A 21,477-nucleotide genomic window follows, 5' to 3' on the forward strand; every position below is an offset into this window, starting at 1 on the left:
CAAACAATTATAGAAAATGAGCTTAATAAAATCTATTTCAGGAATTCGAGGAACTATTGGTGGTAAAACCGGCGAGAATCTTACGCCTTTAGACACAGTTAAATTTGCCGCTGCCTACGGTAGTTGGTTAAAATGGACTTCAGATAAAAAACAGCTAAAAGTTGTGATTGGTAGAGATGCGAGAATTTCTGGAAGTATGATTCAGCAACTCACCGTTAATACGCTTTTGGGATTAGGAATCGATGTTATCGATATTGATTTATCGACAACGCCTACGGTAGAGATCGCGGTGCCTTTAGAAAATGCAGATGGCGGAATAATCCTAACCGCAAGCCATAATCCAAAACAATGGAATGCTTTAAAATTACTAAATAGAAAAGGTGAATTTTTAAGTGGCGAAGACGGAGCCAAAATTCTTGAAATTGTAGAAAGCGAAGATTTTAATTTTGCTGAAGTAGATGATCTTGGAAAATTGACCAAAATCGATGATTATATCGATCGTCATATTGAAGAGGTTTTAAAACTAAAATTAGTTGATGCTGAAAAAATCAAGTCGGCTAACTTTAAAGTGGTTGTAGATGCTGTAAATTCTACCGGCGGAATTGCGATCCCGAAATTGCTTAAAAAATTGGGTGCTGAGGTGGTTGAATTATACTGCGAACCTAATGGCCACTTTCCGCATAATCCGGAACCTTTAAAAGAACATCTAACCGATATCTGTGAACTGGTAAAGAAAGAAAAAGCAGATTTTGGGGTGGTGGTTGATCCTGATGTAGATCGTTTGGCGTTTATTGATGAAACCGGAGAAATGTTTGGCGAAGAATACACCTTAGTGGCATGTGCAGATTTTTTACTTGGGAAAACTCCGGGAGATACGGTAAGTAATTTATCGTCATCTAGAGCATTAAGTGATATTACTGAAAAACATGGCGGAACTTATAAAGCTAGCGCCGTAGGAGAAGTGAATGTCGTGACCTTAATGAAAGAAAGTAATGCAGTGATTGGTGGCGAAGGTAATGGCGGAATTATTTATCCTGAAGCGCATTATGGCCGAGATAGTTTGGTAGGTGTTGCGTTGTTTTTAACGCATTTAGCTGAAAAGAATGTAAAAGTTTCTGAGTTACGCGCAGAATATCCTGCATACTTTATGAGTAAAAATAAAATTGAATTAACTCCGCAAATCGACGTTGATGCAATTTTAAAAGCGATAGAAGAAAAGTATAAAGTTGAAGAAATTAGCACGGTAGACGGAGTCAAAATTGATTTTCCTGAAAACTGGGTACATTTAAGAAAATCGAATACCGAACCAATAATTAGAATTTATACTGAAGCCAAGTCCCAACAAAAAGCCGATGAACTTGCTCAGAAAATGATCGAAGAGATCAAGGAAATTGTGGGGTAATTCAGATTGAAATTGGATTCAAGATCGCTTCGCTTTTAGAGAATAGAAAATAAGATCAATTTATAATGTTGATTTTTAGATTCTCACCTCTCTTGAAGCGCAGCTTTTCTTTTGAAAAGATCGAGATTTAAACGACGTTTCTGATAATTGATAATTGATAACTGCTAACTGATAATTGTTTACTGCTTATTGTTAATTGTCAACATTACTTTACCACCGCATTTTCTGGGATAGGAGCATTACGATGTTTCCAACGTTTGTGAGTCCATAGATAAAATTCTGGGTGATTTTTGATTTGTGCCTCCAGGCGATTACGGAATTCAGTAGTGATAAAGAATTCAGGTTCAGATTGTGGATTATTAGTAATTTCTTTTAGGCGAGCTTGGTAAAAACCACGTTTCACTTTTTCAACTTCAAGATAGTAAACCGGCATATCGAAATCTTTAGCCAGTTTTTCTGATCCTGTAAAAAATGGAACTTTAACTCCCATAAAATCAGTCCAGAATTTATAGTTTGCACGCTTCGGTGTTTGATCGGCGATCATTCCGTAAATTCCTTTTAAATCATTTTTTTGATGGCGGGCAATGGTGCTCACTACACGGTGAGATTCGATCATTTCAGTATTAAATTTTCCGCGAATATCTTTAATAAGTTTATCAAAGCGTTTATTCCTAATCCTTTTGTAAATACCGTGACCTTTTAATTTAAGTCCGTATACTTCCATAGAAATCATCCATTCGTAACTGGCGTAATGTCCGCACATCACCAAAACACCTTTGCCAAGCTTGTTAATGTTTTCAATTTCTTCAGGATGAGTAAAAACAAAGCGTTTTTTTATTTCTTTTTCAGAAATATTCATGGTTTTGATCATCTCTAAAAACATATCGCACATGTGACGATAGAATTTCTTTTTGATGATGTTTCTTTCTTTTTCAGACTTTTCTGGAAAAGCGATTTTTAGGTTTTTTACGACCGTTTTTTTTCGGTAACCAATTAAATGATAGACCAAAACATAAATTAAATCTGAAAAAACATAGAATAGCCTAAATGGCAAAATAGAAATTAACCAAAGTAGAGGATAGGCTAGCCAGAAAACTAATCCTTGCATAAAAAAACTTTCAGCAAATATATGGTATATTTGAAATTAAACTGCAACACCTATGGGAGATTTAAGCTTGGTAACCATTATCATTATCGCGGCCAACGTGATTATTTCTTTTAAAGGATTTAATGATCCAGGATTTTTTCATAAATACAAATTCAACATCGCCGATATAAAAAGCGGCAAAAAATATCAAATATTAACTTCAGGATTTTTACACGTAGATCAATCGCATTTGTTTGTGAATATGCTTACGCTGTATTTCTTTGCGGAATCTGTGATGTATTATCTAGGCACCACAGGTTTTATAGTAGTGTATTTGGTAAGCTTAATATTGGGGAATTTGCTTTCTCTTTATTTTCATAAGGATGAGTATCATTATACTGCTGTAGGAGCAAGTGGTGCTGTTATGGGAGTTTTGTACTCAGCAATATTACTAAATCCAGATATGATGCTGGGATTGTTTTTTATAATTCCTATTCCTGCGTATTTATTTGGAATTGGCTATTTGCTTTATACCATTTACGGGATGAAGAGCAGACGCGATAGTATTGGCCATGATGCTCACTTTGGTGGTGCCGTTGGTGGATATTTATCAACAATAATTCTTGCGCCCTATGTTTTAGAGGCTCATCTAATGATGGTTATACTTTTGGCGGTGCCAATCATTATTTTATTTATACTTCATCGTACCGGTAAATTATAGTTTGGTATTGTATTTGAAATATCTACTATAAATCAAAAAAATCAAACTATGAAAAAGTTAGTGCTACTACTGGCGGTAATCACCAGCATGGGTGTAAACGCTCAGAATTCTATAGAAAGAAATGTGGTTAATGTAAACGGAGAAGGTACCGTAAATGTAATTCCCGATCAGGTAACTATAAGTTCTAGAATCGAAACCGAAGGATTAAATGCTGATGAGGTTAAAAAAGAAAATGATAAAATAGCGAATAAGGTTTTTAAATATCTAAAATCTCAGGGTGTTGCTGAAAAGAATATCCAGACAGAATATGTAAATTTAAATAAGCGTACCGATTATAATACCAAAGAAGAAACCTACGTAGCCAATCAATCGATTTCCATCAAATTGGAAAATCTAAAGAACTACGAAAAAATTATGCAAGGTTTGCTTAAAAATGGTTTAAACCGAATTAATAGTGTGAGTTTTTCTTCTTCTGAAATTAAAGAATATCAAAAAGAGGCAAGAAAAAAAGCAGTATTAGATGCGAAACAAAGAGCTGAAGATCTTGTAGCTCCTTTGGATCAGGAAATTGGTAAAGCGGTAATGATCTCAGAAAGTACTCAAAACAATTATCCGGTGATGCGAATGGCAGAAATGAAGTCTTCACAGAGTTCTGATCAACAAACTATCGCTCCGGGTGAAATGGAAGTTAGCGTAAGTGTAAATATAAGTTTTCAATTATTTTAATCACTGTTATACGAATTAGTTGAACAAAAAAATCCCCGGCATTGCCGGGGATTTTTTTGTTTAATTTCTACAAAAGATTATTCAGCGCTAGCTAAAAGCTCTTCTATTTTCTTGTCTAAAGCTTCCTCTCCACGTACATCGCGATCTACGATTACTCCGTTTTCATCCAAGATAAAAGTAGCAGGAATTGCACGAACTCCGTATTTTTTTGCAATAGGATCGTTCCAAGCCTGTAAGTTAGATACATGATTCCATACAAGACCATCATCTTCGATAGCTTTTAACCATTTATCCTTGTCTTCTTTTTTATCTAAAGAAACAGCAATAATATTTAGGCCTTTTTCGTGATATTTATTGTAAACCTTAACCACATTAGGATTTTCTTTTCGGCAAGGTTTACACCATGATGCCCAAAAATCTACAATTGTCACTTTACCAAGAACATCATTTAAAGCAAGCTTTTCACCCTCTGGTGTAAGCGCACTAAAATCTGGTGCTTTGCTACCAATTTCTGTAGCCGTCATAGATTCTAGTTGCTCTCCAACTTTAGTGCCTAGAGCAGTATTTTTAATTTCTTCGTTTAAAGAATTATACATTTCTTTAAGCTCTTTAGTGGTAGCGCCCTGCATTCTTAACAAGTCCATTATCGCCATAAGAGAAACAAAAGCATCTTTGTTTTCTTTGATAATTTGTTTTTTGAACACCTTGTCGTTATCCATAATTTCAGTTTGCGTACCCTGTAAAGTTTCTAATTTTGTAGAATCCTGACTTTGGTAAGCAGATCTCATTTCTACTCTTAGATCACTAACCTCTTTATTAATGCTATTTAGGTTCTCAAGATATTCGTTAAGAAGTTCATTTTGTTTTCCTCCTTGTTTCTTAGAAGCCTGTAAGCTGTCTTTATATAATGTAAAATCGATATTTTCGTTTTCAGAAATAAAAAGAACCATACCATTTACACCTTCAACCTCAAGATAACTTAAATTAGGACTTTCTGTATCTGCAAGGTCTGCTTCAAACTTCCCGTCTTTTACGGTAGTAGAATCAACTCTTTCTGGGCGTTGATCTAGATTTGTTAATTCAGAAATATAAATCTTTTTTCCATTTTCGATTCCCTCAGCTTTACCTGAGATCGAATATCCCTGATCTTTTTCGCATCCGGTTAGTATAACCAATAAACTAGCTATTCCTATTAATTTTCGCATGATAAAATATTAATTTTGTGCAAAAGTAATGAACTGGCGATTGAAAGCGGTGTGATTATTGCAAAAGTTTTGTAATTTAAAGTCCGCTATTAGCTTGGAAAACGAACCAATATAGAATGAAGGAACAGAAACAGGATTTCCCCCTAGATATAAAAATTAGCTTTCATAAAGTGATAGAGCAATATGAAGATCGGCTTAAGCTCGAAGAAAATCCTATTGCCAAAAGTTATATCGAAAGTGTATTAAATTATATCCAAGATTATCCAAAACTGGTTGATGGAATTGAGACTATAGAAGATTTAAAAAAGTATAAGGATCCGATAAAAATTCTGTTGGACGATCTTTTTCCTAGTGTTTTAAGCAATAACGAAATCAAAGCAGTTTCTATCCCTTATCATAATTTGCTTTTTAATCATTCTAATCGCTTAAAGAAAATTATAGAAGCAGCAGGAAACGATTTTAAGCCCGAAATGCGAGAAATTGATGGGAATTCTAAATACATTCACGCTTGTATCAATATTCTAAATAATTACTACAATTTTAATATAGATTTTTCTAGGCCGCCATATTATGATATTCCAGATGAAAACGGAATTGAAAAACATTATAGAGCGAGTTTGAATGGTGATTTTGTTGAATTATACCCAAAAGATGAAGCAAACGAAATTACGCAGGAAGATGTAGATGAATTATTACAGGATGTAGAGAATATCGATCTATGGAAAGAGAAATTCCCGCCATGTAGTTGGGTTTTTAAAGGATTTATTATTGTAAACCTTACAGATGTTACTATTGAAGATGCAATATCTGAGTTGAAAACCACCTTGCTTTTTCAAAAAACAACACGTAAGGATGAATTAGACAAATTAGAACGTATTTTTAGGACAATCTATAAAGTTCCTGATCTTCGTGTAGGTTTTACCGGTTACAATATGGACGAAAAAACTTTTGAGCGCGTCACTAAGATGAAAGCGAAAAGTTTTATGCTGAATAAAGATTTATCCAGCGATTGCAAAACCGGTATTTGTGAGCAAAGTTTTAATAGTCTTATCGAGAAGAATAAAAAATTTAGCATTCCTAATGTTGAAATCTATGCTAAAGAAAACGATAATCTGTTAGCTAAAAATCTTCTCGCGAACGATGTGAAAAGCTGCATTTTGGCACCGCTTTCTAAAAATGGCAACTTAGTAGGAGTATTAGAGTTAGTAGCCAATCGTAAAAATGTATTAAATCGAATCAACGCTATGAAGCTTGATGAGATTTTGCCATACATCATTACGGCATCAGAGCGTAATAAAAATGATTTCGAAAATCGTGTAAAAGCGGTTATCCAAAGTGAATGTACATCCATTCATCCAAGTGTGCTATGGATTTTTGAGCGCGAGGCGCGAAAATTCATCAGCGATTATGATAACGACGGTTTAGCTTCATTTAAAGATATTGTTTTTAAAGACGTTTATCCCTTATACGGACAAATTGACATCGTGGCAAGTAGTGATGCCAGGAACGATGCTATTCAGAAAGATCTGCTATATCAGTTAGATATGATAATGGATATTATTGATAAAGCTTATGAAATTGAAGAACTACCGATCTACGAGCAGGTTAAATTTAGAATTAAAGATTTTCGAGTAGATATAGATGAAAGCTTAAATGCTAGTAGTGAGCAAAAAATATTCGGGTTATTACAGAAAGAAGTAAATCCTTTGATGGAACACTTAGAAAAGCAAAGTGAAGAAATTAGAGCAATGGTTTCCGATTATCAAAATTTGCTAAATCCTGAGACAGGTATTGTCTATGATAACCGGAAAAACTACGATGATACCGTGCAGCAAATTAATCGCACTATGTCGCGATTTTTAGACAAGAAACAGGCCGAAGCGCAGCAAATTTATCCACATTATTTTGAACGTTACAAAACCGATGGTGTAGATCACAATATGTATATAGGATCTTCGCTTACTAAGAATAGACCCTTTAATAACGTATATCTTTTTAATTTGAGGTTATGGCAAATTAAAACCATGGTAGAAATGGAGAATAAATTCTATCATTTGCAAGAATCGACTCCTATGCATTTAGATGCCGCTTCATTGATTTTGGTTTATAATTCTACGTTATCGATCAGATATCGAATGGATGAAAAGAAATTCGATGTAGATGGTACTTATAATGCGAGATATGAGATTATCAAGAAAAGAATAGATAAAGCATTTATAAAAGGAACTGAAGAGCGAATTACTCAGAAAGGTAAGATTGTAATTATTTATTCTCAAAAATCTGATGAGCGGGAATACCTGAGATATGTAAAATATTTACAGGCCAAAAATTATCTGGGTGACGAATTAGAATTACTGGAATTGGAAGACGTTCAGGGCGTTATTGGCTTAAAAGCAATACGTATAAATGTTTTGTATACTTCAGATAAACAAGATCAAGAAGAACCTATAACTTATGAAAATCTAATGGAAGAGTTGCATTAAACTCTTCCTTGATTCTTACATAAGATAAAAGGCGATTACAAAAGCAATTACAGATACGATTATTCCTAGCATAAAAACAGTGTAGGTTAATCTTAGTAATAAGTACTTTCGATGAAGCACTTTACCTAAAAGATGTAGATCCAGCATCAAGGATTCGTAAACATAGTCTTTATCTTGAATCATTTCATTAATTCCCCACTTAAATAAGTCGAAAGGCATTTTATGAAAATTTCCGAAGAATAATAAATTAACATCTCTGTTTTTAACTTGTTCTTTGGTGAACTCGCCTGTAGTTACATTTGGGCGGGTAGACATTATTGATAATATCATAGAAGCAACGCTGAAAAGCACTAATACCAACGTAGGAATAAGCAGATGGCGATTGCTTACAGCATCTAATTTTGGAATAAGATTAGAGATAGCCAAAGAGATTATAATAGCATTTACAGATAATAGAATGTTAGCTTTGGTATCTGCAATATCACTCAGCTTAATATGATTTCGAAGCGTTACCCTAAACAAAGTTTGTATGCTACGTTCGGGATTGTCGTTTTTATATTTCGCTTTTAAACGCGCTTTATGTTCTTCTTTGGTAAGTTTCTTTTCTCTTTTATTTTGTTTCTCTACGAGATTTAAGAGATTTTGTTCTTTTGCCTGATTCCAGTTTTTTAGGGCATAATCGGTATAAAAGGTATGCTTTTCAGTAAGCATTTTAATATTCTCCATGATCCACTCGGTAGAGGAGAAATTTTTACGATTATGGAGTTGCAATTCCTGTCTTAAAAGCTCGCTGGTTTCGTCGTAATATTCTTTTGCAAAATGAGAAGAATCGGCATCGCGTATAATCATTTCTCCAATTCCCTCAGGATTATGGCTAAATTTCGTAGCCATGATGTACCGGGAAACCATATCTATAAGTTCCTGGGTAGCGTTATTTTCTTTCAGAAATTTCTCAGCTATTTTAACACTAGATTCTTCGTGCTTTTCATACCCTTCGGTATAACCAGTGTCGTGAAACCATGCAGCCAGCTTGAGTGCTTCTTCTTGTTTAACATTAATTTCAGAATGTTCAATTAATTCTTCTGTACTTTTAACAACCCTTTCAGTGTGCTTATAATTATGGTATAGATAAGTATTTGGAAGGTCTTCCTTGAACAATTCAAGGATATATTTATCAGCTTTATCTAATAGGTTGTTCATCTATAAATTACTTGTTTAACAGAGGCCAAATTACGAAAATTTGTGTAACAACATTTATGAAAAGAAATAACTACTACTGTTTTTTATTAATTTTAACGCTTGTCGCTTCTTGTACAAGTTCAGATCCTAAATATCGAAAGGGAGAACCAACTTCAAATTTCGAATATCCTGAAAATAAAGAAATTGAAAAGACCTTTTATCTTTTAGGTGATGGAGGATATTCACCGGCAGGAGGAACTTCAAAAGCTTTAATTGTTTTTAAAGAGTTTATTAAAGAACGAGATACACGGGGCGATTACGCCATCTTTTTAGGGGATAATATTTATCCAGCGGGAATGCCCCCCAAAGATGATCCTTTAAGAGAACAATCGGAATATCGACTTGATGCGCAACTGGATGCAGTAGAAAATTATAATGGTAAAGTAATTTATATACCCGGTAATCACGATTGGTATAGTGAGCGAATAGAAGGCTTAGAGCGCCAGGAAGAGTATTTGATAGAACAATATGGTGATTCTTTAGACTGGTCACCCGGTACAGGTTGTGGTTTGGAAATCAAAGAAATATCGGAAGATATTCAAATGATTATTATCGATTCTCAGTGGTATTTAGAGGATTGGGATAAAAACCCAACGATCAATGATAATTGCGATCAAATTAAAACAAGAGAAGCTTTATTTCTTGAAATTGAAAGCGAACTGAAAAAATCGCAGAACAAAACTGTAGTTATTGCGTTGCATCATCCATTATTTTCAAATGGAATTCACGGTGGGCAATATAACTTCAACAGGCATTTGTATCCTTCTCAGAATAAAATACCTATTCCTCTTCTTGGCTCGTTAGCAATGCTTATAAGAACGACCGGCGGAGTATCTATTCAGGATTTACAAAATGAACGTTATAAGTCACTTTCAGATCGTTTGGAAACTCTTGCAAAAGGGCAGGAAAGAGTGGTCTTTGTTTCTGGTCACGAACATACCCTTCAATATATCGACCATGGTGGGATAAAGCAGATCATTTCAGGATCTGGTTCCAAAGAGAATTACGTAGCGTTGGGAACAGATGGATTGTTCGCCTTTTCACTTCAGGGTTTTGCGGTTTACGATGTTTTTAAGGATGGTTCTTCCTGGGTAAGTTATTACCGAAATAAAGATGATAAACCAGAATTGATGTATCAGAAAGAAGTTTTTGCTTCCCCTAAACCTTACGAACTGGCCGAGTATCCAAATTCTTTTTCTAAAACAGAAACTGCAAGTATTTACTCTAAAGAAGAAACTGATGTTAGCGGGTTGTATAAAACTTTATGGGGTGAACGCTATCGAAAATTATACGGTACCGATGTTACTTACAAAGTAGCAGATTTGGATACGCTGTATGGAGGATTAACACCAATGTTGGAAGGTGGCGGTCATCAAACGGTATCTATTCGTGTTAAAGATTCTTTAGATAGAGAATATAATATTAGAAGAATAAGAAAGGACGCTGTGCAATTTTTGCAGACTGTCGCTTATAAAACTAAGCCGATAGAAAAACAATTTGAGAATACAGCAGCAGAAGATATAATTAGCGATTTTTATACTTCAGCACATCCATTTGGTTTTTTAGCGATTCCTACATTGTCTGAAGCTATTGGTTTAGCGCATACAAATCCTGAAATATATTATTTACCGAAGCAAGATAATCTTGGCGCCATGAATGAAAATCATGGTGATGATGTTTATATGATTGTAGAACGTCCTGAAGAGCATTGGCTGGAGAGCGAAAGTTTTGGTTCTCCTAACCATGATATCGTGAGCACAGCAGATATGTTTGAACGGATTAGAAGAGACGAAAAGTATAAAGTAGATGAAACTGCTTACGTAAAAGCTAGAATTTTTGATATGCTTGTTGGCGATTGGGATCGACATCAAGATCAATGGAGATGGGCAGAGAACGAAGACGCAGAAGGAAACCATACTTTCACACCTATACCAAGAGATCGGGATCAGGTTTTTTCAAATTTTGACGGTGCTTTTTTTGGAACTTTGCGCTCGCTAGTAGGTCTCGCAAATCAATTTGCGGTTTACGATAAAAAATTACCAAATATTGAGTGGTTTAATATTGCTGCAATTGGTCTAGATCGTTCTATTCTTCAGAATACCGGAAAGGATACCTGGTTATCTCAGGCCAGATTTGTGCAGGAAAATATAACCGATCAGGTTATAGAAAATGCTTTCAGCAAATTGCCATCGGAAACACAAGGCGATATTACACAAGATCTTATTGAAAAAGTAAAAGGTAGAAGAGATAATATCATTGAAATCGCCGAGCGATACTATGATTATTACGCCAAACTGGCAATCGTAACGGGAACCGATAAAGATGATTTTATAGATATTACCCGCATGCCCGAAGGTAAAACAAGGGTTACTGTTTATCGTAATAAAAAAGGAGAGCGTAAAGACGTTGTTAGCGACTATGTTTACGATAAAGAATTTACAAAAGATATTTGGGTTTATGCTTTAGATGACGACGATATTATTACGGTAGATGGCGAAGGGGATCACTTAATTTATACCCGTGTTATTGGCGGCCAGAATAATGATATTTATAGAATTAGAAATGGTAAAAGACTTAAAATCTACGATTACAAATCGAAACCAAATACTATAGAAGAAGGGGAAGATTCCCGCTTTAGATTTACGGATAAATATGATTTAAATGTTTACGATAAAGACAAAAAGGTATTTAAGTCTACTAGCATAACGCCCGGGATAGGTTATAATCCAGATGATGGTTTAAAGCTTGGTTTTAAAGCGCTTTATACCATAAACGATTTTAAGCGTAATCCTTACACCTCTCAGCATGAACTAAACGCTGGTTTTTACTTCGCAACAGATGGATTCGATCTAGATTATAAAGCAAGATTCGCTACAATAATTGGTAATTACAATTTGCAGGTAGGAGCTCATTTTACTAGTCCTAATTTTGCCAGAAACTTTTTTGGCTACGGAAATGAAACCGTAAATTTCGATGATGAAAGAACATTGGATTTTAACCGAGTTAAGATTAGCCGAATTGGCGGTGATATTGGTTTAGTTAATGAAACGCCATTTGGAAGCTATTTTAGCTACAAAGCGAGTTTCGAAACGGTAGAAGTTGATAATACTGAAGGACGTTTTATAGATGAATTTACTCCTGAAGATTCCGATGGCTTTTTTGATAGAAAGTTTTTTGCAGGTCTTGATGCGCTCTATCGTTACGAGAGTTATGATGATGTTTTAAATCCTAGTAGAGGGATGCAATTTGATCTGAATTTAGGAGGGAAATTAAACACCTCTGAAACAGATCGCAATTTCGGCTATTTCAAATCGTATCTGGAATTTTACAATTCTCTAATACGAAGTAGAAAACTGGTGCTTAAAAGTCACGTACAAACGCAAATAAACATCGGTACCGATTACGAATTTTATCAGGCAGCAGTACTGGGTAGTGGATCTGGTTTGCGAGGTTACAGGTTGCAGCGTTTTGCAGGTAAAAGCACATTTGCAACAGGTGGAGATCTACGTTATAGCTTTAATAAATTCAAAACGTCATTTTTGCCATTTCAGATAGGAGTTTTTGGAGGATATGATATTGGTCGAGTTTGGGCAGATAGTGAAGATAGTAATGAATGGCACGACAGCTACGGTGGTGGTATTTGGATTAATAGTGCGGAAGCCGTAAACGGAACTCTAAATGTTTTTAAGGGTGATGAAGGATGGCGACTGAGCTTTGGCTTTGGATTTAGATTCTAGTAAAATATTTTAACTTTTATAAAAGAAACCTGCATTTTTGCAGGTTTTTTTTTGATTCATATTTGATGATTTAGAGATGAAATCTAAAAATAGGGAATACCTAAGAATGTTAAATAAAACTTAAAAGATTAATTGTTCGCAATTTTATAACTGTTTTTTTAGTTCTTAGAGGACATCAATCAAAACAATCATCTCATGCTCAAAAAATTACTGGTTCTCACCATAGGACTTTTCAGTGTATCGCTAACTGCTCAGAAATTCGAAATTTTAGGAAAATTATTAGATAAAGAAACCGCTGAACCACTAGAAGCAGCTACAGTTTTTGCCGAAGCTGTTAGCGATAGTACACTGGTAACCTACACAATTAGCGATAAAGATGGCTCTTTTAAACTAAAAGGTATAACATCTCTAAAGGAGCTGAATTTGTATGTCACTTTTGTTGGTTATGTACCGTATGAAAGTCGGGTTAGCTTAAAAGAAAGCAGAATAATAAATTTAGATCCTATTTCTTTAGAATTTCAGGTGGAGTCGTTAGGTGATGTTTTAGTAAAAGCAAGACGTGCACCTGTAACAATAAAAAAGGATACGCTTGAATTTAATGCAGAATCGTTTAAGACTAAGAAAGATGCTACCGTAGAGGATTTGCTGAAAGAATTACCAGGAGTTGAGGTAGATGCTGAAGGAAATATAACGGTGAATGGAAAGCCGGTAAATAAAATACTGGTAAACGGTAAAACATTTTTTGGCGGAGATGATCCTACGATCGCAACCAGAAATCTTACCAAAGAGATGATCAGTAAAATACAGGTTTCCGATTCGAAATCAGATTCAGATGCGTTTACCGGCGAAAATAGCGATGGCGAGAACAAAACTATTAATATAACCATCGACGAAGATAAAAATAAAGGAATCTTTGGTAGAGTTTCTGGCGGCGGAGGAACAGACGAGAGGTTTGAATATGCTGGACTGGTAAATTATTTTGATAATGATTTACAAATAAGTGCACTTGGTGGAGGAAACAATATCAATTCCCCGGGATTTAGTTTTGGTGAAATTGAAAAAATGTTTGGAGGAGGAGGTAGTTTAATGGTTTCTAGCTCTGGAGCTTTTAGCATCAACGGTCGTAATTTTGGTTTTGGAAGTGGAATTATAAATTCCAGAACTGGTGGTTTGAATTTTGCAGATTCTTGGGGAGAAACTTCAGAGATATCCGCAGATTATTTTTATTCAGGATCAAATAATTACGAAAATACGCAGCGAGAGCGACAAAATATATTACCAGACGAGCGTTTTTTTACAGAAAGTTATTCTAGAAGTGATGGAAATACCGATCGTCATCAGGCGAATATGAAGTTTACAACAAAGCCAGATACTACCTGGTTTATCGATGCTCGACCTACCTTTAGTACCACAAAAGCAGAAAATAATTACGAGAGCAGTTCTGAAACCTATAATGAAGCTGGAGAACTGGTAAACCAGTCCGAAAGTGATAACCAAACGTTTAGTGACGGGCAAAGTTTTGGAGGTAACTTCAATGTAAATAAAAAATGGGCAAACGGATCTTCATTATCGCTGCGAACCGAAGGGAATGTCGAGAAAAATGAATCAGAATCTTTTATACTGACTTCCGCAGAAACTTTTGGGCAAGAAGGAGAAGATATCTTTAGAAATCAAGTTACTGATGGAAACCAGGATAATGCAAATATTAGTTCATCTTTAAAATATCGAATACCGGTATTGAAGGACAAGCTTTTTCTTAATGCTGAAGCCGGATACGGAAATGATTCCAGAGATGATAAACAATATGTTTACGATGTAAATGGCGATTCTTTTTTAGACAATTTTAATGAAGAGCAAAGTACCGATTTTGAAAATATTAATGAATACTACAGACCTGAATTTGGGGTAGATTGGAATACAGAAAAGCTCAATCTTGGTTTAGATGTCGGCTACGTTTTAAGAGAACTATCTAGTCGTGATAATTTAAGAGATTTTGATTTTTCTCAGGATTTTGATGCTATCGAATTTGATTTGAATATGAATTATTCGCTTAGTCAGAAAACGAGAATATACGCATCGGTTTCAAGAAATAATAATGCACCCCAAGTTCGGCAATTATCACCTTATGTTGATGTTTCAGATCCATTAAACATTATTCAAGGTAATCCAGATTTAAAACCTTCAAACGAAACCCAATTTTACTTGAACTATAATAATTATGATTTTCAATCGCGAAGCGGGTTTTACGCGTATATTGTGTATAGTTATACCGACGATCAGGTAGTTTCCAAGTCTACCGTAAATAATAATTTTGTGAGAACTACAACTTACGATAATGTCGACGGTGCCTTTACAGGATCAGGAAGTATTAGTTATAGTAAAGAAGTGCAAATTGATTCTCTTTCGTCCTTTAGAATAGGTTTAGGATTTTATGGAACGTTACTGAGAAATGTGAATTTTATAAACAATGAAATTTATAACAGCAATACCACAGCTTTAAACCCAACTTTGAACTTAACTTATACGCTCGGGGATTTCTTAGAGTTACGACCAGGATATACCGTTAGATTTAATAATACCGATTTCGATATTAATGCCATACAAGATTATGAATTTACTCGGCACGAATTGCGATTAAGAGCAACTACAAATTGGCCGAAAAATTTAGAGTGGCAAAATGATCTTCGCTATTTTAATAATCCTAATGTTGGCGAAGCTTTTCAGAAAAACACCCTGTTATGGAATAGTACATTAACTTATTCTATTCTAGATAACAAAGGCAATATAAGTTTAAAAGCTTTTGATCTCTTAAATCAAAATACAAATACAGAACGTCAAACTTCAGGTAACTTTATAGAGGATGTGCAAAGTACCGTTTTGCAGCAATACTTTATGATAGGCTTTAGTTACAAGTTTAATACCTTGGGTAAAAAAGGAGAAGTTAGAGAAACCAATTTTTTCTTCTAAGCTGAGTTTAGTTAAATAAAAAGCGGCTTTTGGAAATCCAAAAGCCGCTTTTATAAAGAAATCTTGTAATTTTTTAATCTTCTGAATCCTGACTGGATTTTTCCTGAGCCTGATTCAAATTCAGTTTGTTTGAAAAATCAATCGTTCTAATGGGGAACGGAATATTAATACCTTTACCATCAAAAGCTTTCTTGATTCCTATAATAGCTCGACTTTGTGCAACTAAAATATCGTAATTCTTTTTAGCGTCGGTCCAGAATCTAACGGTAAAATTAATCGAACTATCCGCAAATTCATTATACATAAATTCCACTTCTTCCTGGCCATTTTGCGGAAATAAATCGGCTATGGTATCTTCAGTTAACTTCTTCACCATTTCTAGATCAGAATCGTAATGTACACCACAGTTTACAAAAATTCTCGAACGTTCAGTTCTACTGAAATTTTTAAAAGATTCGTTTACAATTTTAGTATTTGGTATAATTACAAAATTATTATCCGATTGCTTAATCTTTATGCTTCTCAAGTTAATCTCCATTACAGAACCAGCATAACCGTTTGTTTCCACCCAATCGCCAATTTGGAGTTCTGGTAAGAAACTTAATATAACACCCGAAAAGCTGTTATTTAAGGGCCCCTGCAGCGCTAAGCCGACAGCTAAACCAATTACTCCCGCACCAGCGAGAATGGAGGTAAGCAGTTGGTTGAGATTTAAAAGTCCTAAAGCCACGAAAAATCCAACAAGTGTGATTGTTGCTTTTAAAACTTTGACGGTAATCTCTCTTATAGAATCTTGCTTAACTTTCTTAATTAGAAGTCGATTAACAAATTTGCCAACCCACTTTGCTACAAACCAAAAAAGTATAAAAACGAGAACTGCCAAAATAATATTTGGCAGGTTCACGATTAGGCTGTCAAGCCATCCAGTTAGTTTATCAACTAATGAATTTATAGATTTTTTAAAATCAAAACTCTCAAACATGTATTTAAAGATTATTCGGCTGCAATAGCTTTATGAGTTTCTGTAGTTTTCATCTTCCATGCATCTAACATCCAGCTTGTTTTCTCAAGCTCTCTAATGTATGCTCCAATTAGATCTATAGTCCCTTCATCACCAGCAGTATCTGCACATTTCACAACCTTACGCATTTGCTTCAGCAAAATTCCGTGGTCATCAATTAGTTGCTCGATCATATCATAATCTGTAAGTTCAGAAATTGATTCTTCCAGATTGGCCATTTTGAGATAATCACTTAGATTACTCGTTGGCTGGAATCTTAATGTCAAAATACGTTCAGCAATCTCATCAATCTTCAGTTTTGCTTCATCGTACATTTCCTCAAACTTCTCATGTAGATCGAAGAAGTTTTTACCGATTACATTCCAATGAAAGTTTCTAAGTTTTTGATAATATATGTGATAATCAGCCAATAGAATATTTAGCTCATCTACTGTAACGGCTGTTTTTTCTTTGTCTAATCCTAAGTAATTCATAGTATTTATTTATAGTTTTCTTAATTTCAATACAAATTTACAATACTTCATTTGTTTAAAAATCTTATTTCAGAAGTTAAATCAAATAGGTATATAAATTTACTTTATAGGTCGGTTTTCTTTAAGATCCAGTTTTTTGGTCATCTTGTCAGAAAGTTGACCACTTGAAATTCCATAACCATCAACCAAAGTACCTTTACGACCGCTTTCTGTAGTGATTGCGTATAGTATAGAATTATCGTCTGGATTACTCATTCCTTCAAAACGAAGAACTTTGTCCACATCAAACTCATGTGCTCCAAATTTTTCGTCTTCAGATTTAAGCTCTAAATGTTCATCTAAAAGGTTAAAATCGTGTTCATATCCTTCTTCTAATTTCAGTTTATTAATTGCCTGAGACAGGGTTCCGTAATCTTTCATTTTCTTAGTTTTCAATTTATTTCAAATGTTAAATTACGTTGAGAATGCTTTATTTCCAAGTGATTTGGAGTGTTTAGTATAAGTTTAACTCGATTTGGCGATTCCTTTAGAACTGCATTTATTCTTCTTTATTTCTTCCGAATAAACCAAAAGGAATAACAAGCAGAAAAAAGAAATACCAACCCGTTATCAAATCAACTATCGTGATGATGGCAGCGATAATATAGAACCAATAAGACTTCGGAATTTTCATGAAAAAAAATGTTTGATCGAAATTATGAAGAATTAATTTTTGGACGACAAGTTATTTAATCCAACAAATAAACTCAAAAAATCTATAAATGGGATTAGTGAATATTCGATAAAATTGCTGAGGTTTTTTTTCTATGGTCTAAGAATAAAGGGGGTGAACTTGATATTTCGAGCACTTTGAAATAGTAAGCCCTAGATTTTCTGCCGAATAGCGTCTAATATTTAATTTTCATCAAGAATAATAATAAAAATAGGGGGTTGGGTTTGTGATTTGGATAAGCTATCTTTGCACACTTAAAAATAAATAAGACCAGTTACATCTCGTCGAATTTATTTTCTTTCAAAGTCAAAATTGCTTTTCTTTGAATTTAAACCAGATATTAACTTTAGGTTGAAGGTATGAAAAATAAGATCACCTTAAAAGAGCTTTCTAAGTTGCTAAACGTTTCAGTTTCTACTGTATCAAAGGCACTTAATGACAGTCCTGAAATCAGTCAGAAAACTGTAGAGCGCGTTAAAGAGTTGGCGAAACTTCATAATTATCGTCCTAATCCTGTAGCTGTTAATTTAAAAAGCAGTAAAAGTGGAACTATTGGGGTGATTATTCCAAATATCGCCAATGTGTTTTTCGCGAAAGTCCTTTCTGGGATCGAAGCTAAAGCGCAGGAAGAAGGTTTGCAGGTAATTACATATATTTCTAACGAATCTTACGATAGAGAAGTACAAATTATCGATCACCTTACATCTGGTTTTGTAGATGGTGTTTTAGTTTCTATTGCAGAAGAAACGCAACGTAAACGTTCTTTCGATCATATTTATCAACTTATCGATTATGATATACCTGTAGTTTTATACGATCGTATTAATTACGATATGCCGGTAGATAAAGTTGGTGTCGATGATGCTGAAAGCTTTAAAAAAGTGACCACTAAACTTATTAAAAAAGGATTAAAGAAGATTGGTGTAGTTTCTACAATACTACATTTAGTAAATGGTAAGGAGAGAATACGCGGCTATCAGGAAGCTTTATTACCAAGCATGAAAGAACATATTGCTGCTTCTACTCGTAGAGAATTTTTGGATGAAAGAATTCATGAAATTCTTAGCGAAGATCGTGTACAGGCTGTTCTTTGTTGTGATACAGAAAGTACGATGAAAGTTTATCGTTACGCCCACCAAAATAATATTCGAATTCCTGAAGATTTAAAGGTTGTTGGGTTTTTGAATGAAGAAATTACAAAATACCTGAATCCGTCAATCAGTTATATAGAACAGAATCCACGTAAGATTGGTAAAGGAGCCATGAAACTTCTAGGAAAGCGACTTAAGGGAGAAGCCGAATTAAACAAAACAACCGAGAAAATTATAAAAACTAAATTGATCCATTTAGAATCTACAGATTTTGATTCTGATAAGTGAAAAATTTAATAGATAAAAATAAAACAGCAACGCTTGCCACCAGTAAAATCTTAGTTACCGGTGGTGCAGGTTTTATTGGCTCAAATCTGTGTAAAACTCTTCTCGATTTTAATGCTGAAGTAGTTTGTCTGGATAATTTTTCTACTGGAAAAAGACACAATTTAAAACGTTTTGAAGATCATCCTAATTTTAGGCTAATCGAAGCAGATATTCGAGATGAAGAAGCTTGCAAAAAAGCCTGCGAAAATATCGATTATGTCTTGCATCAAGCTGCTTTAGGCTCGGTGCCAAGATCGATTAAGGATCCGCAATTAACAAACGAGGTTAACGTTGGCGGTTTTTTAAATATGCTTGTTGCTGCTAAAGATACCGGGGTAAAAAGGTTTATTTACGCTGCAAGTTCTTCTACTTACGGAGATTCTTCAGATTTGCCAAAAATAGAGGATAATATAGGGAAACCGTTGTCACCATACGCGGTAACAAAATATGTAAACGAACTTTACGCAGATGTTTTTCAAAGGACATACGGCTTAGAAAGCATTGGTTTACGCTATTTTAATGTCTTCGGAAGGCATCAGGATCCCAATGGAGCTTATGCTGCTGTTATTCCGAAGTTTGTAAAAAAATTAATGAATCACGAGTCACCTATTATTAATGGCGACGGAAGTTTTTCTCGAGATTTCACTTATATCGATAACGTGATTCAAATGAATCTTCTCGCAATTACCACTGACAATCCAAAAGCCGTTAATCAGGTTTATAATGTCGCTTGTGGAGGAAGAACCGATCTTAATGAACTTCTTGATATATTGCAGTCAGAATTAGCTAAATTTGATCCTGAAATTTCAAAAATTTCTGCTGAATATGGCGCTGCACGACAAGGCGATGTTCCACATTCTCAGGCTTCAATAGAAAAGGCAAAAGAGCTACTTGGATACCGGCCAGATTTTTCAGTAAAAGAAGGTTTAACCGAAGCGGTTTCCTGGTATTGGAATAATTTAAAGTAAATGACTAAAAAGAAAATAGCAGTAATTGGTCTTGGATATGTTGGGCTGCCATTAGCGCGACTTTTTGCTACAAAATACGCTGTTGTAGGTTTTGATATTAATCAGGCTCGCATAAATGAATTAAATCAAGGCGAAGATAAAACACTCGAGGTCGAAAATACAGTTTTAAAAGCTGTTCTAAAAGAGGAGAATTCTGAAGAAAACGGACTGTTTTGTTCTAATGAAGTAAGCGCTCTAGAAACTTGTAATTTTTACATTATTACCGTTCCTACGCCTGTTGATAAAAACAACAAACCAGATCTTACACCACTTTACAAGAGTAGTGAAACTGTAGGTAAAGTAATTCAGGATGGAGATATCGTAGTTTACGAAAGCACAGTTTATCCTGGCGCTACAGAAGAAGAATGTGTGCCCGTTTTAGAAAAAATAAGCGGACTTCAATTCAATAAAGATTTTTTTGTAGGCTATTCTCCAGAGCGTATTAATCCCGGCGATAAAAAGCATACTGTAGATAAAATTTTAAAAGTAACTTCAGGTTCCACAAAAGAAGTTGCTGAAGAAGTAAATAACATTTACGCTTCTGTAATCACTGCAGGTACGCATCTGGCTGCATCCATAAAAGTGGCCGAAGCTGCAAAAGTGATCGAAAACTCTCAGCGAGATATCAATATCGCTTTTGTAAACGAATTGGCGAAAATTTTTAATATTCTTGAAATTGATACCAGAGCAGTTTTAGAAGCTGCGGGAACAAAATGGAATTTCATTCCGTTTACTCCCGTTTGGTTGGTGGTCATTGCATTGGCGTGGATCCTTATTATTTAGCCCAAAAAGCACAAGCAGTTGGGTATCATCCAGAGATCATCCTAGCCGGTAGGCGAATGAATGATAGTATGGGCCAATATGTAGCGGCCGAATTGGTTAAATTAATGCTGAAAAACGATCTAAAAGTTAAGGATTCTAATATTCTAATTTTAGGTTTTACCTTTAAGGAAAATTGTCCAGATGTACGCAACACACGAGTGATCGATGTGTATCGAAATTTAGTTGAATACGGAGTGAATGTTTCGGTGTATGATCCTTTAGCTAATCCAGAAGAAGTTCAGCACGAGTATGGCATTAAAACGCTTCATCAAAAGCCAAATTCTAAATTTGATGCTTTAATTCTTGCGGTAGCGCATCAGGAATTTTTAGAAATGGATCTGGCAGAATTGAAATCTGACGACGCTGTTGTATATGATGTAAAAGGAGTTTTAGCTGAAAAAGCCGACAAGAAACTATAATTGATCTATTGAAGTAATCTTCAATTTTCGGTAAATAA

At 34.7% G+C, this 21,477-nt stretch carries 15 protein-coding genes and 1 pseudogene; 9 read left to right on the forward strand and 7 right to left on the reverse strand.

Annotation, left to right across the window (positions count from 1 at the left end):
- The first annotated feature begins 16 nt into the window (after positions 1-16).
- On the forward strand, positions 17-1,402 hold the full coding sequence (glmM, locus tag QWY91_RS01960; RefSeq protein ID WP_290231182.1) for a phosphoglucosamine mutase: 1,386 nt from the start codon (positions 17-19) through the stop codon (positions 1,400-1,402).
- 205 nt (positions 1,403-1,607) lie between these two features.
- On the opposite strand, the gene QWY91_RS01965 is transcribed toward glmM, so the two are convergent.
- On the reverse strand, positions 1,608-2,510 hold the full coding sequence (locus tag QWY91_RS01965) for a lysophospholipid acyltransferase family protein (RefSeq protein ID WP_290231184.1): 903 nt from the start codon (positions 2,508-2,510) through the stop codon (positions 1,608-1,610).
- A 52-nt stretch (positions 2,511-2,562) separates the two neighbouring features.
- On the opposite strand from QWY91_RS01965, the gene QWY91_RS01970 reads away from it, so the two are divergent.
- Positions 2,563-3,210 (forward strand): rhomboid family intramembrane serine protease, encoded by a 648-nt coding sequence (locus tag QWY91_RS01970; protein ID WP_290231185.1) that lies wholly within the window; start codon positions 2,563-2,565, stop codon positions 3,208-3,210.
- 48 nt (positions 3,211-3,258) lie between these two features.
- Positions 3,259-3,936 carry an SIMPL domain-containing protein gene (locus QWY91_RS01975; RefSeq protein WP_290231187.1) on the forward strand — a complete coding sequence of 226 codons (678 nt, stop codon included), beginning with the start codon at positions 3,259-3,261 and terminating at the stop codon, positions 3,934-3,936.
- 77 nt (positions 3,937-4,013) lie between these two features.
- Here the strand turns inward: QWY91_RS01975 and QWY91_RS01980 are convergent, their stop codons facing one another.
- Positions 4,014-5,141 (reverse strand): TlpA disulfide reductase family protein, encoded by a 1,128-nt coding sequence (locus QWY91_RS01980; RefSeq protein WP_290231189.1) that lies wholly within the window; start codon positions 5,139-5,141, stop codon positions 4,014-4,016.
- Positions 5,142-5,257: 116 nt separating this feature from the next.
- Between QWY91_RS01980 and QWY91_RS01985 the strand changes: the two genes are divergently transcribed.
- Complete coding sequence (locus QWY91_RS01985) at positions 5,258-7,624, forward strand: GAF domain-containing protein (RefSeq protein ID WP_290231191.1); 2,367 nt, start codon at positions 5,258-5,260, stop codon at positions 7,622-7,624.
- A 15-nt stretch (positions 7,625-7,639) separates the two neighbouring features.
- On the opposite strand, the gene QWY91_RS01990 is transcribed toward QWY91_RS01985, so the two are convergent.
- The gene (locus QWY91_RS01990) at positions 7,640-8,824 is read right to left on the reverse strand and encodes a Pycsar system effector family protein (RefSeq protein WP_290231193.1); all 1,185 of its coding nucleotides are present in this window, start codon (positions 8,822-8,824) and stop codon (positions 7,640-7,642) included.
- Between the two features lie 56 nt (positions 8,825-8,880).
- Between QWY91_RS01990 and QWY91_RS01995 the strand changes: the two genes are divergently transcribed.
- Together QWY91_RS01995 and QWY91_RS02000 are read left to right on the forward strand one after the other, a co-directional pair.
- The gene (locus tag QWY91_RS01995; protein ID WP_290231194.1) at positions 8,881-12,600 is read left to right on the forward strand and encodes a metallophosphoesterase; all 3,720 of its coding nucleotides are present in this window, start codon (positions 8,881-8,883) and stop codon (positions 12,598-12,600) included.
- Positions 12,601-12,795: 195 nt separating this feature from the next.
- Positions 12,796-15,567, forward strand: coding sequence for an outer membrane beta-barrel protein (locus tag QWY91_RS02000; protein ID WP_290231196.1), 2,772 nt, complete (start codon positions 12,796-12,798; stop codon positions 15,565-15,567).
- 73 nt (positions 15,568-15,640) lie between these two features.
- Here QWY91_RS02000 and QWY91_RS02005 read toward each other — a convergent pair whose 3' ends face one another.
- The 4 genes from QWY91_RS02005 to QWY91_RS02020 form a co-directional block, all read right to left on the reverse strand.
- Complete coding sequence (locus tag QWY91_RS02005; RefSeq protein WP_290231198.1) at positions 15,641-16,549, reverse strand: mechanosensitive ion channel family protein; 909 nt, start codon at positions 16,547-16,549, stop codon at positions 15,641-15,643.
- Positions 16,550-16,560: 11 nt separating this feature from the next.
- Positions 16,561-17,061 carry a Dps family protein gene (locus QWY91_RS02010; RefSeq protein WP_290231200.1) on the reverse strand — a complete coding sequence of 167 codons (501 nt, stop codon included), beginning with the start codon at positions 17,059-17,061 and terminating at the stop codon, positions 16,561-16,563.
- A gap of 99 nt (positions 17,062-17,160) precedes the next feature.
- Entirely contained in the window at positions 17,161-17,481 is a 321-nt protein-coding gene (locus tag QWY91_RS02015; RefSeq protein ID WP_290231202.1) for a phosphoribosylpyrophosphate synthetase, read from the reverse strand.
- 118 nt (positions 17,482-17,599) lie between these two features.
- Complete coding sequence (locus QWY91_RS02020) at positions 17,600-17,734, reverse strand: hypothetical protein (protein ID WP_290231204.1); 135 nt, start codon at positions 17,732-17,734, stop codon at positions 17,600-17,602.
- Positions 17,735-18,132: 398 nt separating this feature from the next.
- Between QWY91_RS02020 and QWY91_RS02025 the strand changes: the two genes are divergently transcribed.
- From QWY91_RS02025 to QWY91_RS02035, 3 genes and pseudogenes are all read left to right on the forward strand, one after another.
- Positions 18,133-19,152 carry a LacI family DNA-binding transcriptional regulator gene (locus QWY91_RS02025; protein ID WP_290231207.1) on the forward strand — a complete coding sequence of 340 codons (1,020 nt, stop codon included), beginning with the start codon at positions 18,133-18,135 and terminating at the stop codon, positions 19,150-19,152.
- On the forward strand, positions 19,149-20,159 hold the full coding sequence (locus QWY91_RS02030) for an SDR family oxidoreductase (RefSeq protein ID WP_290231209.1): 1,011 nt from the start codon (positions 19,149-19,151) through the stop codon (positions 20,157-20,159). Before QWY91_RS02025 ends, QWY91_RS02030 begins: the two co-directional genes overlap by 4 nt.
- Positions 20,160-21,439: pseudogene (locus tag QWY91_RS02035) on the forward strand (nucleotide sugar dehydrogenase). It abuts the gene before it with no gap.
- Positions 21,440-21,477 lie beyond the last annotated feature (38 nt).

Origin of the sequence: Zunongwangia endophytica, from assembly GCF_030409505.1 — a bacterium.
Taxonomy (GTDB): Bacteria; Bacteroidota; Bacteroidia; order Flavobacteriales; family Flavobacteriaceae; genus Zunongwangia; species Zunongwangia endophytica.

Bases quoted from the DNA above. Each gene is read 5' to 3' on its own strand.
- glmM (WP_290231182.1), top strand. From the start codon at position 17: ATGAGCTTAATAAAATCTATTTCAGGAATTCGAGGAACTATTGGTGGT.
- QWY91_RS01965 (WP_290231184.1), bottom strand. From the start codon at position 2,510: ATGCAAGGATTAGTTTTCTGGCTAGCCTATCCTCTACTTTGGTTAATT.
- QWY91_RS01970 (WP_290231185.1), top strand. From the start codon at position 2,563: ATGGGAGATTTAAGCTTGGTAACCATTATCATTATCGCGGCCAACGTG.
- QWY91_RS01975 (WP_290231187.1), top strand. From the start codon at position 3,259: ATGAAAAAGTTAGTGCTACTACTGGCGGTAATCACCAGCATGGGTGTA.
- QWY91_RS01980 (WP_290231189.1), bottom strand. From the start codon at position 5,141: ATGCGAAAATTAATAGGAATAGCTAGTTTATTGGTTATACTAACCGGA.
- QWY91_RS01985 (WP_290231191.1), top strand. From the start codon at position 5,258: ATGAAGGAACAGAAACAGGATTTCCCCCTAGATATAAAAATTAGCTTT.
- QWY91_RS01990 (WP_290231193.1), bottom strand. From the start codon at position 8,824: ATGAACAACCTATTAGATAAAGCTGATAAATATATCCTTGAATTGTTC.
- QWY91_RS01995 (WP_290231194.1), top strand. From the start codon at position 8,881: ATGAAAAGAAATAACTACTACTGTTTTTTATTAATTTTAACGCTTGTC.
- QWY91_RS02000 (WP_290231196.1), top strand. From the start codon at position 12,796: ATGCTCAAAAAATTACTGGTTCTCACCATAGGACTTTTCAGTGTATCG.
- QWY91_RS02005 (WP_290231198.1), bottom strand. From the start codon at position 16,549: ATGTTTGAGAGTTTTGATTTTAAAAAATCTATAAATTCATTAGTTGAT.
- QWY91_RS02010 (WP_290231200.1), bottom strand. From the start codon at position 17,061: ATGAATTACTTAGGATTAGACAAAGAAAAAACAGCCGTTACAGTAGAT.
- QWY91_RS02015 (WP_290231202.1), bottom strand. From the start codon at position 17,481: ATGAAAGATTACGGAACCCTGTCTCAGGCAATTAATAAACTGAAATTA.
- QWY91_RS02020 (WP_290231204.1), bottom strand. From the start codon at position 17,734: ATGAAAATTCCGAAGTCTTATTGGTTCTATATTATCGCTGCCATCATC.
- QWY91_RS02025 (WP_290231207.1), top strand. From the start codon at position 18,133: ATGAAAAATAAGATCACCTTAAAAGAGCTTTCTAAGTTGCTAAACGTT.